Below are 12,768 nucleotides of genomic sequence, written 5' to 3'. Positions count from 1 at the left end.
CTGCAAGCCGTCACTGATTCCTCGAGTATTGCCATGCGGTTGTCGCGGTTCTTTCTGCCGATCCTGAAGGAAAATCCGAAAGAGGCGGAAATTGTCTCGCATCGGCTGATGCTGCGCGCCGGCATGATCCGACAGGAGGCCGCCGGCATCTATGCCTGGCTGCCGCTCGGCTTTCGTGTGCTGAAGAAGATCGAGCAGATCGTGCGCGAGGAGCAGGACCGCTCCGGTGCGCTGGAACTGTTGATGCCGACGCTCCAGCTCGCCGACCTCTGGCGCGAGAGCGGCCGCTACGATGCTTACGGTCCGGAGATGCTGCGCATCGCCGACCGCCACAAGCGTGAGCTGCTGTACGGGCCGACCAACGAGGAAATGATCACCGAGATCTTCCGTGCCTATGTGAAGTCCTATAAGAGCCTGCCGCTCAATCTCTACCATATCCAATGGAAATTCCGCGACGAGCAGCGCCCACGCTTCGGCGTGATGCGCGGCCGCGAGTTCCTGATGAAGGACGCTTATTCGTTCGACCTTAACGAGGCCGCGGCGCGGGTCTCCTACAACAAGATGTTCGTGGCGTATCTGCGCACCTTCGCGCGGATGGGGCTGAAGGCAATCCCGATGCGCGCCGAGACCGGCCCGATCGGCGGCGATCTCAGCCACGAGTTCATCGTGCTGGCCGAGACCGGCGAATCCGGCGTTTTCATCAATCGCGACGTGCTTGACCTGCCGGTGCCGGGCGAGGACGTCGACTATGAGAGCGATTTGACGCCGATCATCAAGCAATGGACCTCGGTCTATGCGGCCACGGAAGACGTTCACGACGCCGCGCGCTTCGAGCAGGAAGTGCCCGCGGACAAGCGGGTGAACACCCGCGGTATCGAGGTCGGGCAGATATTCTATTTCGGTACAAAGTATTCCGACGCGATGAAGGCGCTGGTTGCGGGCCCCGATGGTGTCGACGTGCCGATCCACGGCGGCTCCTACGGCGTCGGCGTCTCGCGCCTGCTCGGCGCCATCATCGAGGCCTGCCATGACGATGCCGGCATCAAATGGCCCGAGGCCGTGGCCCCGTTCCGGGTGTCGATTCTCAACCTCAAGCAGGGCGACGCCGCGGTCGATGCAGCCTGCGAGAAGCTCTATGCGGAGCTTTCCGCCAAAGGCGTCGACGTGCTCTACGACGACACCGACCAGCGCGCCGGGGCCAAATTCGCCGCCGCCGACCTGATCGGGATCCCCTGGCAGATCATGATCGGGCCGAAGGGGCTCGCCGACGGCAAGATCGAGTTGAAGCGGCGTGCCGACGGCTCGCGCGAGAATATGTCGCCTGCGGACGTGGTTGCGCGCCTGGCCGGCTGAATAGTGTTCACCGCGCGGTAATGGGCCGGCAATCCGGCCACAATTGACCCCGAATCATGGGATTATCAACCGATGGATGAACCCATGACCAAGACTGTACAGACCGCGCCTTTTGCGCCATTCGAGTGGATGCTGTCGGCGCGCTATTTGCGGGCGCGCCGCAAGGAGGGATTCATCTCGGTCATTGCCGGGTTCTCCTTTCTCGGCATCATGCTGGGGGTGGCGACGCTGATCATCGTCATGGCCGTCATGAACGGCTTCCGCAAGGAACTGCTCGACAAGATCCTGGGGCTCAACGGCCACATCCTGGTCCAGCCGCTGGAATCGCCGCTGACCGACTGGAAGGACGTCGCCGACCGTCTCAGCCAGGTCCAGGGCATCCGGCTCGCCGCGCCCGTGGTGGACGGCCAGGCGCTGGCGTCATCGCCGTGGAACGCCTCGGGCGTCCTGGTGCGCGGCATCCGCTCCGACGACCTCAACAACCTCACCTCGATCGCCAAGAACATCAAGCAGGGCTCGCTCGAGGGTTTTGACGACGGGCAGGGGGTCGCGATCGGCCGGCGCCTCGCTGACCAGTTGTCGCTGCACGCCGGCGACAGCATCACGCTGGTGGCGCCGAAGGGCGCGGTCACCCCGATGGGCACGACACCGCGCATAAAACCGTACAAGATCGCCGCGGTGTTCGAGATCGGCATGTCCGAGTATGATCTCGGCTTCGTGTTCATGCCGCTCGCGGAGGCGCAGGCCTATTTCAACCGCAGCAACGACGTCACCTCGATCGAGGTCTTCACCACCAATCCAGATCAGATCGTAGCGTTTCGCCAGGCCGTGACGGAGGCGGCGGGCCGGCCGGTGTTCCTGGTCGACTGGCGCCAGCGCAACTCGACCTTCTTCAACGCGCTCCAGGTCGAGCGCAACGTGATGTTCCTGATCCTTACCATGATCGTGCTGGTCGCGGCGCTCAACATCGTCTCCGGCCTGATCATGCTGGTGAAGGACAAGGGCAGCGACATCGCGATCCTGCGCACGATGGGAGCCTCGCAAGGCTCGATCATGCGCATCTTCCTGATCACGGGCGCCTCGATCGGCGTGGTCGGTACGATGGTCGGCTTCTTCGTCGGGCTGGTGATCTGCCTCAACATCGAGTCGATCAGGCAATTCCTGTCCTGGCTGACCAGCACCGAGCTGTTTTCGCCAGAGCTCTATTTCCTGTCGAAGCTGCCCGCCGAGATCGACATCGGCGAGACCTCGGCCGTCGTCATCATGGCGCTGACGCTGTCGTTCCTGGCGACGCTGTATCCGTCCTGGCGGGCCGCACGCCTCGATCCCGTCGAAGCGCTGCGGTACGAGTGAGGGGCTGATGGAGCAGCAGGGGGCGGAAGATGTACCGGTCATTTATCTCCACGAGATAAAGCGGCAGTACTTGCAGGGCGAGGTGCCGCTGACGATCCTGGACGGCGCCAAGCTCGCGCTGTGGGCGGGTCAATCCGTCGCGCTGGTGGCGCCGTCGGGCTCGGGCAAGTCGACGTTGCTGCACATTGCGGGGCTGTTGGAAGCTCCCGATTCCGGCGAGGTCTATGTCAATGGCGCGCCGACCTCACAACTGCCCGACATCGAGCGCACCCAGCTCCGCCGCACCGATATCGGCTTCGTCTACCAGTCCCACCGGCTGCTGCCGGAGTTTTCCGCGCTAGAGAACGTCATGATGCCGCAGATGATCCGCGGCCTGAAGAAGTCCGAGAGCGTCAAGCGCGCCAAGGAGATTCTTGGCTATCTCGGCCTCGGCGAGCGCATCACGCACCGTCCCTCCGAGCTGTCGGGCGGCGAGCAGCAGCGCGTTGCGATCGCGCGCGCGGTGGCCAACGCGCCGCGGGTGCTGTTCGCGGACGAGCCGACCGGCAATCTCGATCCGCACACCGCGGACCACGTCTTCCAGGCCCTGATGCAGCTCGTCAAGGCGACCAAGGTTTCCATGCTGATCGCGACCCACAACATGGAGCTGGCCGGCCGCATGGACCGGCGCGTGTCGCTGTCGAACGGCCAGGTCATCGAGCTCGAGTAACGTCATCGAGCTCGAACGAAAAAGGCGAAAACAACCCCATGCACAGTAGCCGGGCGTGGCCAGCTACGTCAGAGGTGACTTCCTCCAGCCATTTGACATGTCGGGCATATCAGCCGCGGCGGCGCATCGCCGCCGCGGAAGGCGATTTACGGCCGGATCACTGTTAATTTGAACGGACCGCCATTGGCTGCGGCGTGTTCGACCGCCTCGTTGGCATGGTCGAGATCGAAGGCCGTGGTCTCGTATTCGTCGAGCCGCAGCAGTCCGGCGCGCACCAGCGCGATCAGGCGGCTTGCTGCATCCGGCGGGTACATCCAGACGCCGTGGATGCTGATGCAGTTGCGCATGATCCAGGGGTAGGGCAGCTCGAGGCCCGCGCCGCCCGCCATGCCGACGCCGCCCATCAGCACGACGCGGCCGTAAGCGCGCACCGTCATGATCGCCGCGCGCACGACGGTCGTGCTCACCGAGGGCGGCATGATGTCGAACACGCAATCGATCGGCCCGGGAGCCGCACGCTTCATGTTCTCGCAGTCGTCGTCCTCGTTGCCGGTGAGTTTGACCGGCCTCACGCGGTCGCCAAAGCGCCCGACGAGATCGGCCAAAATCTTGTCGTTGCGGCCGGGGGCGACCACGCAGTCCGCGCCCATCGCGAGCGCGACCGAGACCGCTGCGCTGCCGAAATTTCCTGTGGCCCCGCTCACCAGCACGGTCTCGCCGGGCTGAAGGTTGGCGGCAAGGAAGCCGCCATAGGGCACCAGCAGCGTCCCCAGCGCGCACCATTGCGTGGCTTCGTCGGACGTGATTTGGCCAAGGCGCTTCACGTTCTCCGTCGGCACGCGCATCTGCTCGGCAAACGAGCCGTGGCGAAAGTGCTTTTGCAGGAGCATGCCGCCGGGACCTGCGGCAGTCAGTCCCTGCAGGGCGATGTCGGGTGCAACGATTTCGTCGCGCGAGCGCACCGTCGGGTCGCAGAAGACCCAGTCCCCAACGCTGAGCTTCGTCGCGTCCGGGCCGATCGCACGCACCCGTCCGATGCCGCCAGGACCCGGGATGATCGGCAGGTCGAGCGCATAGTTGCGCATCCCGCTGAAGACCTCGTTCATGTAGGACAGCACGCGCGTGGCGACGACGTCGACGATCACCTCGCCGGTCCCGAGCACAGGGTCCGGGGCTTTCTCGATCGCAAGCGGGGATCCAAAGGATTTCAGTACGGCAGCTTTCATGATCTCACCTCAAAGCAGGGTGAAGCCGATATGCGCCGCCTTTCCAGGCGCAGGAAGGCCTGGTATTATCCTAGTATTGTCCAGGCCCTCCATCGAGGCATGTCATCATGGCCGATCCACGCCGCGTCGAATTCGGCGACTTCCTCAGGTCCCGCCGCGAAAAGCTGTCGCCGAAGACCGTCGGGCTTCCCGCTGGCCGGCGGCGCCGCACCGCAGGGCTCCGTCGCGAAGAGGTCGCGCAGCTCGCCGGCATCGGCGTCGACTGGTACATCCGCCTCGAGCAGGGCCGCACCGTCAGTCCGTCGGTGACCACCGTCGACGCGCTTGCCCGCGCGCTGCGCCTCAGCAAGACCGAGCATGCCCATCTCAAGGCGCTGGCGCGCGACGGTGACAAGCGCGCGTTCACGCGCGAGATCGTGCCGGCGCCCGTTCGGCGGATGATCGAGAGCCTGACGCAGCCCGCCTATGTCACGGGACGGCGCTGGGACGTGCTGGCCTGGAACGAGGCGGCCGAGGAGGTCTTCGGGTTCGGACAATTGCCCGAGCAGGACCGCAACACGCTGCTGCTGGTGATGACGAACAAGCAGACGCGAAAGTTCTATGGTGCCCGCTGGAACGACGTCGCCAAGAGCATGGTCGCGATGTTTCGCGCCACCCACGACGTCTGGGCGGGCGATCCCGCCTTCACGGAGTTGCTCACGCGGCTGCGCGAGGGCAGTCCGGAATTCGTCAAATGGTGGGAAGCGCACGACATCCGCAGCACCGCCGCGGGCCTCAAGACCATGAACCACCCGACCAGGGGCGTGCTCCAGTTCGAACACACGAGCTTTCAGGCCAACGATGATCCCGCGCTGAAGCTGGTGATCTACACGCCAGTCCAAAGCGCGATGAGATTGGGATGAATCGTCATCGCGCTTTAGGTTATTGTTTGAACATGATCTTTCCGGAAAACCGCTGCACACTTTTCCGGATCATGCTCCAGGGCGTAGAACGCAAAGGCCAAGACCTTCGACGCGCAGGCTCGCGCGCTGCGTCTCAGCAAGACCCAGCATAGGCATCTGAAGGCACTGGCGCGCGGCGGCGACAGGCGCGCGTTCACACCCGAGATCGTACCGCCGTCCATTCGGCGGATGATCGAGAGCCTGAATCAGCCGGCCTGCGCCACCGGGCAGCAGATTGGGGAGGCCGCCGGCATATGTCCAGCGGCCTCCGCGCTTAATGTAGTTTGCGGGGCGGCGCCCCGACTAGAGATCGATGCTAACGGCAATGTTACGGCTCTGTAGTTCGGCAATCTTCATTCCGTCAGCTTGCACCTGCGCAAACTCCGGGTCCTTTGCCACGGCCTCCTGCACTTTGCCGTAAACCTCCCAACTGGAGTAGCGCGTCGCAACCAGCAACTCTCCTGTCCAGGCACCAGTGTGGAAACGGGAGAGCCGAAGAAATTCGGCACCATGTTTTTCAAAGATTTTCTTCGCCCGCCTGATAATCTGGACCATTTCCTCGGCCTTGTCGGTCTTGAAGCGAGTAAATTGAACGATCGGCATGGGGCTACCTCCATAGTTGTGTAAAATTTCCAAGAGGCATGTATCGAGCAACGTGTGAGGAGTGAACCTCCAGTTCAATCTCGATAAAGGTTCGTCTTCAGCGGCTTGATTCTGGTTCAGGCCTCGTAAGCGGAAGCAACTCTGCCCTTTCTCGGTGGATGGACTCGGATCGTCACTGGCAGGCAATTTTTCGCGCGGAGTGGTGTTCGCGGCGAACCTGAGAATTGCCGAGTTTAATCGACGTAACGCCTTCGAGTGCCAGAGGGGCTGTTCGAACGTCGCGATCGCGGCGAAGCGCGTTATGCACGCTGGTGGGCGGAGTTGCAGATTGAACCGTCGGACCCGTGGTGCTACGTTTCAGCCACGTCATTCCGTTTTCGGTTTGATGCGACGGGCTATCGGGCTTACGGACTGCCGCCCGTTCATTTGAAATTGGAATACTTGAGCCAATAGCGCCCCGCCTCCGGCCCCCCTTTTGAGTGCGGTCGGACAATGTTTTTTCATTGGCCTCCGTTCTTCCCATTGACTCGGAGGCGGGTTCTTTCAGTCGAACTTTGTAACAAAGTCGATCTTCGACATGTGCATTCCGATAAGCCACGCGGATCGCGCCGCACTAGATCATCATCCGAACGCGGGGCGGAGCAGGCATTGCCTGATTGTTGCATTTCTCTGTGCCGCTCCCTTGTTTCAGTCCACGCTGCAGGCATGGGGACAATGCTCGGCGCGCGACGTCTTACAGAATCAACTGAAGCTCGGCAAAGTTCGTGCAGTTGATCTGCCGCAAAAACTCATCGGGGCCGCCCGCGATGTTCCGACATGGAAGACGATAGCGGTCGGCACCTTTGCCAATTCCATTGCGTTGCGCAATGCATTGGATTCCGTAGGTTGCAGTATTGGCGGGTTGGCCGCGGAAGTTCTCGCTCGGCCGGCCTTCACCGTCAGTTCCAACAAGACAGGCGTGGAGCTTGTAGTGGTGTCTGCGATCGAGCTTGGCTTCAAAACCGATAGCGTGCCGCTGGCCGTCATTTACGCGCGGGCCCGGCAACTTGGCTTTGAACTTGCGGCAGCGGAGATCGGTCCGCAATTGCGCCTTCAATATTTTGATCAGCCAATGGGCGAATTTCTCATCGTGGGAATGCAGCCAATCAAGACGTGGAGTGGAGAGCCGGTGGTTCTTAACGTGGCAAATGGCGGAGCCGGATTGATCCTGATCGGCCAGGACGGCAAGGACGACGCTGAAATACCGGCGACCTCTCGTTTTCTTTTCATGCGGTCGCCCGAACTCAGCGGCGGGCTCGATACAGCGGCCGCTCTCCTGCCACCATGAGGACGAACCAACAAAATTCGAGCAAACAACGGGTGTCCGCAACTGCCTCGCGTCTAGAGAGGCATCAACAGTAGGGAGTAGCATCATGCGCAGATTTGGATCTGTATTTATCTCGCTGTTACTATCAGCAATTCCTGCGACTGCGTCAGATCAAAATCTCAAAGAAGAAATTGGAAAGATAGGTTCTGCCTACGAGCAGTACTTCAACAACAAGGACGCCGCCGGGATTACTTCACTTTATACGAAGAGCTATATGCGTGTTACTGAAGACGGAGTCGTGGATAATACCAAGTACTATGAGAACGCGTTCAGAGCGGGAGTTAGTCGTCTCGAGGTAAAGATGACCGAGGTTGAGTCATTGTCAGAAAGCACGGCTCTGGTAACCGGCGAATCTCGCGTTACTGGCAAGAGCGAGACAGGTGCTCCCATAGACTTCACCGTTATTTGGACCGCTCTCGATGTTCGTGAGGACGGGCAATGGAAGATTCGCATGCTCACGTCGATTCCCAAGCCGCCGCCGCCCCAGCCGCAGCAGGCAGCAAAGTAACTCAAGACATAGCCTGCTTTGCTCGCAATAGTTCTCTGCACCACCTTAACTTAAAGGGAGCTAACGATGGTCATTTTACACGCAAACGTCGCATTGCTTTCAGTCGCGGTCGTTCTGATAACTACGGGTGTCCAGGCTCAGAGTATGCCGCCGGAAGGCGCCGTCTCGGTCATATTTACCGCCACGCCGATTCCTGCTCCCAAGCCGATGCCGATCGGCGGCGGCAGAGAGTTTGTTCTCATGAACCAAGCCATGGCAGCCTCAAACGAGGCGGGAAATCCTGTACTCAACAACATGGGTGGACGTTGTCAGCTCAGCCGCCTAACGGATCCATCGGCGAAGACCGCCGAAATTCATGGGTTCTGTACTTACGTCGACAAGGACGGCGATCAAGTGTTCGAGCAATGCGACTGGATGCCCGCATCGCCCAACAATTGCAACATAACCGGGGGGACCGGCAAATTCGAAGGTCTTCAAGCCGCGCTCGTCGTCACCATCGACCCTCTCAAGAGCAACTTCGATGGCATCAGTCAGGTCATTGGCCACAAGAAGGGGACGTACAAGTTCGTCAAGACGAACTAAGCCCGCCATGTCGATGCCGAACCTTGTTGTGTCTGGCTTTCCGTCCGGCATCGGTGTGATTTCGCGGACATGCACGGAGCGGGGCGCCAGCATCGCCATAACCATGTCAGGGGCGATGCGGCCGCGCCAGACCCCGTACTTGCCGGCCTGCAGCGGAAACCCTGCGGTCTCCTCCGCTTTGCTTACGCGCAGCTAACATGCCTACAATTTCGCGTGTGTCGCGCGTACGATGCTCTTGTCAATTGAGCAGGTGCGGTTGGACCCACCTGCCTTTTCCGGTCAAAGCCGCGCCACCTTGCCCGTCGCGCAGCGCCTGGAGCAACTTTTGGCGATCGATCCGAGACCGTTGGCCATCGCTCGACCGGGCGCATCGAGAGCATTGTCAACGTGCCGCCGCCCCGGTTCATGTCCCGGTTCATGGATTGAACTGCCTAGCGCAGCGATCTGAACGCTGCCCGCATCTCGGCGGCGAAGAGCTGCGGCTGCTCCCACGCCGCGAAGTGGCCGCCCTTGTCGACCTCGTTGAAATAATGGAGCGTCGGATAGGCGCGCTGGGTCCATGTCTTCGGCGCGCGATAGATCTCGGCAGGGAATACGGTCACCGCGACCGGCACCGTGATCTCCGTGGTCTTCTGCGCGGCGGAGCTGAAGTTGTTGTTGTTGTTTTCCCAGTAGAACCGGCTGGCCGACGCGCCGGTATCGGTGAGCCAATAGAGCGAGATGGCATCCAGGATTTCGTCCTTGGTCAGCACGCGCTCGGGCTCGCCGCCGCTGTCCGTCCACTCGGCAATCTTCTCGTACATGAAGGCAGCGAGTGTCGCGGGCGAGTCGCAAAGCCCGTAACCGATCGTCTGCGGGCGCGTCACCATCATCGCGCCGTAGGCCGCGCTTCGCGCGAAGAACTTGCTCAGGGTCTCGAAGGCCACGCGTTCCGGCTCAGGAAGGCCTGCAGGCGGCGGATCGCCGGCATTGATGCCCCTGACGTATTCGGCAGGCACAGTCGGCGGCATGTTGACGTGGATACCCAGAAGGCCAGCAGGTTTCTGACGGGCGAGCGCGTCGGAGATCACCGATCCATGGTCGCCGCCTTGGGAGACGTATCTGACATATCCCAGCCGCTTCATGAGCACGTCCCAGGCGCGCGCTACGCGGTCCGGGCCCCATCCGAGTTCGCGTGGTTTCGCCGAGAAGCCGTAACCGGGAATCGAGGGGATGACGACGTGGAAGGCGTCCTCGGCGCGCCCACCGTGCGCTACGGGATCGGTCAGCGGTCCGATGGTCTTGAGCATTTCGAGGATCGAACCCGGCCAGCCGTGCGTGATGATGATGGGCAGCGCGTCGGGATTGCGTGACCGGACATGGATGAAATGGATGTCGAGGCCATCGATCTCGGTGATGAACTGCGGCAGCGCGTTGAGCTGCTTTTCGATCTTGCGCCAGTCATAGGACTTGGCCCAGTAGCCGCAAAGAGATTGCAGCCGCGCGAGTTGCACGCCTTGCGAGATGTCGGGCACCGTCTCCCGGTCGGGCCAGCGCGTTGCTCCGATGCGCCGGCGCAGGTCATCGAGCGTCGAGTCGGGGATGTTGATATTGAATTTGCGGATGCTGGCGTCGCCGGCGGGGCTTGCGGTGCTTTCTGCGGCCTGAGCGGATGACGCGATCGAAGTGAGCGGAAAGGTAAGGCCAATGGTACCGACCAGCGACGATGCAACGAAGTCTCGCCGGCCGATTCCGTTGTTCGTGACAGACATGAACATTCTCCAGTTCTCTCGTCTGTGTTGTCGAGAGCGACAGGGGGATAGCATCGCTGAAATGTCATATGAACGGCGATTGCGAGGTCCGGTGCGTCACGTCGTGCGTTTTCGAAAGACCGGGCCGTCCGGCAAGAAGCATTTGCGCCGACGCGATTTGGCATGGGTCCTTCCGTTTGCAAGCCGGCTTCACAAGCGCTATGCCCCGGCTTTCGGAAGAGCCTGATATGACAATCTCGGATGACAACGACCTCACCAGCCTGAAAGAGATCGGACGCATCGTCGCCAACACTCTCGAGGCGATGGGCAAGGCGCTCGAGCCGGGCATGACCACCTCCGAGCTCGACCAGATCGGACGAACACTGCTGGAGGCTGCCGGCGCACGTTCGGCTCCGGAGCTGGCCTACGACTTTCCCGGGGCGACCTGCATCAGCGTGAACGAGGAGATCGCTCACGGCATTCCGGGTGAGCGACGGATCGCGCGCGGCGACCTTGTGAACATCGACGTGTCTGCCGCGAAGAACGGCTTCTTTGCGGATACGGGAGCGTCATTCGCCGTTCCGCCCGTAACCCGCGTGGTCGAACGTCTTTGCAGGGATGGAAGGCGCGCGATGTGGACGGGCCTGCGGCAGGTTGGGGCCGGCAAACCGATTGCCGGCATCGGTCAGGCCATCGGGACCTTCGCGCGGAAGAACGGTTATAGCCTGGTCAGGAACCTTGCTAGCCACGGTGTCGGCCTGTCGCTCCACGAGGAGCCGACGGAGATCGCGACATGGCCCGACCGCTCCGAACGCCGTATCATGAGCGACGGCCTGGTGTTCACGGTCGAGCCATTCCTGTCCCTGGGCGCCGAGTGGGCACAGGATGGCGATGATCCGTGGACGCTCTACAGCAGCCCCGAAGCGGCGACTGTTCAATACGAGCACACCGTGATCGCCACCCGAAGCGGACCTTTGATCGTTACGATGGCTGGTTGAGGAGGCGTCCTCAAGCCACCGGATCACTGGCGGCATCCGAACGGCTTCGATCATCCGGCGCCAACGGTGGCGCCAGTTTCGCCGGAGGATTCTCCGGTGCGGCCGCGTTGCTTCCCGAGCTGACATCGACCGGAGCAGATTCGGCTTCAGCAGATCTGGCGTCGCGATAGGCGACGATCCAGATCAGGAAACCCAGAACCGCCAGCGCGGCGCCGACTGGGCCGGTGGAGGTCCAGCCCAGCCCCTCGCGAATGGCGATGCCGCCGAGGAACGGGCCGAGCGCATTGGCGGTGTTGAATGCCGAATGGTTGAGGGCGGCCGCAAGCGCCTGCGCGTCTCCGGCGACGTCCATCAGCCGCGTCTGGAGAATGGCGCCGAGCGAGACGCTGGCGCCGATCGCGAAGACGTCTGCCGCCAGCAGCCAGGGATTGCCGGCGGCAAGCGGAAACACCAGCAGCGCAACTGCCGAGAATAACAGGATGACGCCCGCGGTCGGCATCAGCGCGCGGTCGGCAAAGCGCGGCACGAACAGATTGCCGAGCGTGGCGCCGATGCCGAACACGGCCAGAAAAAGCGGAATGACCGCGGGGCTGACCTTGGTCACCTCGATCAGCGTGGTCGCCAGGTAAGTGTAGACGGCGAACATGCCGCCGAAGCCTATGGCGCCGATTGCCAGCGTGATCCAGACGCGGCCGCTTCGCAGCGCTCCCAGCTCTCGCAGCGGATCGGACCGGCCTGCCTGGTCGCGTGGCGCGAACAGGGCGCACAGCAGGACCGTGAGCAACGCCAGCACCGACACGAGACCGAAGCTCGCGCGCCAGCCGACGGCCTGCCCAATCAGATTGGCCAGCGGCACGCCGATGATGGTGGCAGTGGTCAGGCCGAGCATCACCTGGCCGATCGCCTGCGAGCGGCGATGTTGCGGAACGAGGGAGGCCGCGACCAGCGAGCCGATGCCGAAATAGGCCCCGTGGGGCAATCCCGAGAGGAAACGCGCTGCGATCATCCAGCCAAAGCCTGGCGCCAGCGCGGTGAGGGCATTGCCGAGCGCGAACACGGCCATCAGGACCAATAGCTGCGCGCGCCGCGCCAATCGCGCGCCGAGCACGGCGATCAGTGGCGCGCCGAGCACGACGCCGAGTGCGTAGGCGCTGATTGCGTGTCCCGCGGTCGGCTCGTCGATCCCGAGGTCGGCGGCGAAAAACGGCAGCAGGCTCATCGATGCGAATTCGTTGGTTCCGATCGCAAAGCCGCCCATCGCGAGCGAGAACAGGACGATGGCGAGATGAGGGGGTGCTGAGGCCGCGGTCGCGCGGGGCGAGGTCGCTCGGTGCGATGTCGTCATGTGTCCTGCAATGGTGGCGTCAATGGGAACCAGCCCAGCGAACGTCGCCACCCC

At 62.3% G+C, this 12,768-nt stretch carries 12 protein-coding genes; 8 read left to right on the top strand and 4 right to left on the bottom strand.

Going from position 1 to position 12,768, the window contains the following annotated elements; genetic code table 11:
* The first annotated feature begins 33 nt into the window (after window positions 1-33).
* The 3 genes from proS to ABIB00_RS14440 all read left to right on the top strand — a co-directional run bounded on the left by proS (window position 34) and on the right by ABIB00_RS14440 (window position 3,415).
* Window positions 34-1,353 carry a proline--tRNA ligase gene (gene proS, locus ABIB00_RS14450; protein ID WP_354104809.1) on the top strand — a complete coding sequence of 440 codons (1,320 nt, stop codon included), beginning with the start codon at window positions 34-36 and terminating at the stop codon, window positions 1,351-1,353.
* Window positions 1,354-1,437: 84 nt separating this feature from the next.
* Complete coding sequence (locus ABIB00_RS14445) at window positions 1,438-2,706, top strand: lipoprotein-releasing ABC transporter permease subunit (protein WP_456649699.1); 1,269 nt, start codon at window positions 1,438-1,440, stop codon at window positions 2,704-2,706.
* 7 nt (window positions 2,707-2,713) lie between these two features.
* Window positions 2,714-3,415 (top strand): ABC transporter ATP-binding protein, encoded by a 702-nt coding sequence (locus tag ABIB00_RS14440; RefSeq protein WP_211398118.1) that lies wholly within the window; start codon window positions 2,714-2,716, stop codon window positions 3,413-3,415.
* Between the two features lie 146 nt (window positions 3,416-3,561).
* Here ABIB00_RS14440 and ABIB00_RS14435 read toward each other — a convergent pair whose 3' ends face one another.
* Window positions 3,562-4,641 (bottom strand): alcohol dehydrogenase catalytic domain-containing protein, encoded by a 1,080-nt coding sequence (locus ABIB00_RS14435; RefSeq protein ID WP_354104808.1) that lies wholly within the window; start codon window positions 4,639-4,641, stop codon window positions 3,562-3,564.
* A gap of 107 nt (window positions 4,642-4,748) precedes the next feature.
* Between ABIB00_RS14435 and ABIB00_RS14430 the strand changes: the two genes are divergently transcribed.
* The gene (locus tag ABIB00_RS14430) at window positions 4,749-5,543 is read left to right on the top strand and encodes a helix-turn-helix transcriptional regulator (RefSeq protein ID WP_354104807.1); all 795 of its coding nucleotides are present in this window, start codon (window positions 4,749-4,751) and stop codon (window positions 5,541-5,543) included.
* A gap of 342 nt (window positions 5,544-5,885) precedes the next feature.
* On the opposite strand, the gene ABIB00_RS14425 is transcribed toward ABIB00_RS14430, so the two are convergent.
* Entirely contained in the window at window positions 5,886-6,185 is a 300-nt protein-coding gene (locus ABIB00_RS14425; protein WP_247447361.1) for a hypothetical protein, read from the bottom strand.
* Between the two features lie 577 nt (window positions 6,186-6,762).
* Here ABIB00_RS14425 and ABIB00_RS14420 point away from each other — a divergent pair.
* From ABIB00_RS14420 to ABIB00_RS14410, 3 genes are all read left to right on the top strand, one after another.
* Window positions 6,763-7,512: a hypothetical protein gene (locus tag ABIB00_RS14420; protein WP_354104806.1), complete on the top strand. Its 750-nt coding sequence runs from the start codon at window positions 6,763-6,765 to the stop codon at window positions 7,510-7,512.
* Window positions 7,513-7,597: 85 nt separating this feature from the next.
* Window positions 7,598-8,059: a YybH family protein gene (locus ABIB00_RS14415; RefSeq protein WP_247447363.1), complete on the top strand. Its 462-nt coding sequence runs from the start codon at window positions 7,598-7,600 to the stop codon at window positions 8,057-8,059.
* A gap of 66 nt (window positions 8,060-8,125) precedes the next feature.
* On the top strand, window positions 8,126-8,641 hold the full coding sequence (locus ABIB00_RS14410; protein WP_354104805.1) for a hypothetical protein: 516 nt from the start codon (window positions 8,126-8,128) through the stop codon (window positions 8,639-8,641).
* Window positions 8,642-9,072: 431 nt separating this feature from the next.
* Here the strand turns inward: ABIB00_RS14410 and ABIB00_RS14405 are convergent, their stop codons facing one another.
* A complete protein-coding gene (locus ABIB00_RS14405) occupies window positions 9,073-10,392 on the bottom strand; it encodes an epoxide hydrolase family protein (protein ID WP_354104804.1) in 1,320 nt (439 codons plus the stop codon).
* Window positions 10,393-10,619: 227 nt separating this feature from the next.
* Between ABIB00_RS14405 and map the strand changes: the two genes are divergently transcribed.
* Window positions 10,620-11,369 carry a type I methionyl aminopeptidase gene (map, locus tag ABIB00_RS14400; RefSeq protein ID WP_247349267.1) on the top strand — a complete coding sequence of 250 codons (750 nt, stop codon included), beginning with the start codon at window positions 10,620-10,622 and terminating at the stop codon, window positions 11,367-11,369.
* Between the two features lie 10 nt (window positions 11,370-11,379).
* Here map and ABIB00_RS14395 read toward each other — a convergent pair whose 3' ends face one another.
* The gene (locus ABIB00_RS14395) at window positions 11,380-12,714 is read right to left on the bottom strand and encodes an MFS transporter (protein WP_354104803.1); all 1,335 of its coding nucleotides are present in this window, start codon (window positions 12,712-12,714) and stop codon (window positions 11,380-11,382) included.
* Between the last annotated feature and the right edge of the window lie 54 nt (window positions 12,715-12,768).

Source organism: Bradyrhizobium sp. LB14.3 (assembly GCF_040547985.1).
Classification (GTDB): domain Bacteria; phylum Pseudomonadota; class Alphaproteobacteria; order Rhizobiales; family Xanthobacteraceae; genus Bradyrhizobium.
This window is presented reverse-complemented; position numbering and strand designations above follow the sequence as displayed.

What these genes read in the sequence shown, in the direction of transcription:
- proS (WP_354104809.1), top strand. Translation starts at nt 34, where the DNA reads ATGCGGTTGTCGCGGTTCTTTCTGCCGATCCTGAAGGAAAATCCGAAA.
- ABIB00_RS14445 (WP_456649699.1), top strand. Translation starts at nt 1,438, where the DNA reads ATGACCAAGACTGTACAGACCGCGCCTTTTGCGCCATTCGAGTGGATG.
- ABIB00_RS14440 (WP_211398118.1), top strand. Translation starts at nt 2,714, where the DNA reads ATGGAGCAGCAGGGGGCGGAAGATGTACCGGTCATTTATCTCCACGAG.
- ABIB00_RS14435 (WP_354104808.1), bottom strand. Translation starts at nt 4,641, where the DNA reads ATGAAAGCTGCCGTACTGAAATCCTTTGGATCCCCGCTTGCGATCGAG.
- ABIB00_RS14430 (WP_354104807.1), top strand. Translation starts at nt 4,749, where the DNA reads ATGGCCGATCCACGCCGCGTCGAATTCGGCGACTTCCTCAGGTCCCGC.
- ABIB00_RS14425 (WP_247447361.1), bottom strand. Translation starts at nt 6,185, where the DNA reads ATGCCGATCGTTCAATTTACTCGCTTCAAGACCGACAAGGCCGAGGAA.
- ABIB00_RS14420 (WP_354104806.1), top strand. Translation starts at nt 6,763, where the DNA reads ATGTGCATTCCGATAAGCCACGCGGATCGCGCCGCACTAGATCATCAT.
- ABIB00_RS14415 (WP_247447363.1), top strand. Translation starts at nt 7,598, where the DNA reads ATGCGCAGATTTGGATCTGTATTTATCTCGCTGTTACTATCAGCAATT.
- ABIB00_RS14410 (WP_354104805.1), top strand. Translation starts at nt 8,126, where the DNA reads ATGGTCATTTTACACGCAAACGTCGCATTGCTTTCAGTCGCGGTCGTT.
- ABIB00_RS14405 (WP_354104804.1), bottom strand. Translation starts at nt 10,392, where the DNA reads ATGTCTGTCACGAACAACGGAATCGGCCGGCGAGACTTCGTTGCATCG.
- map (WP_247349267.1), top strand. Translation starts at nt 10,620, where the DNA reads ATGACAATCTCGGATGACAACGACCTCACCAGCCTGAAAGAGATCGGA.
- ABIB00_RS14395 (WP_354104803.1), bottom strand. Translation starts at nt 12,714, where the DNA reads ATGACGACATCGCACCGAGCGACCTCGCCCCGCGCGACCGCGGCCTCA.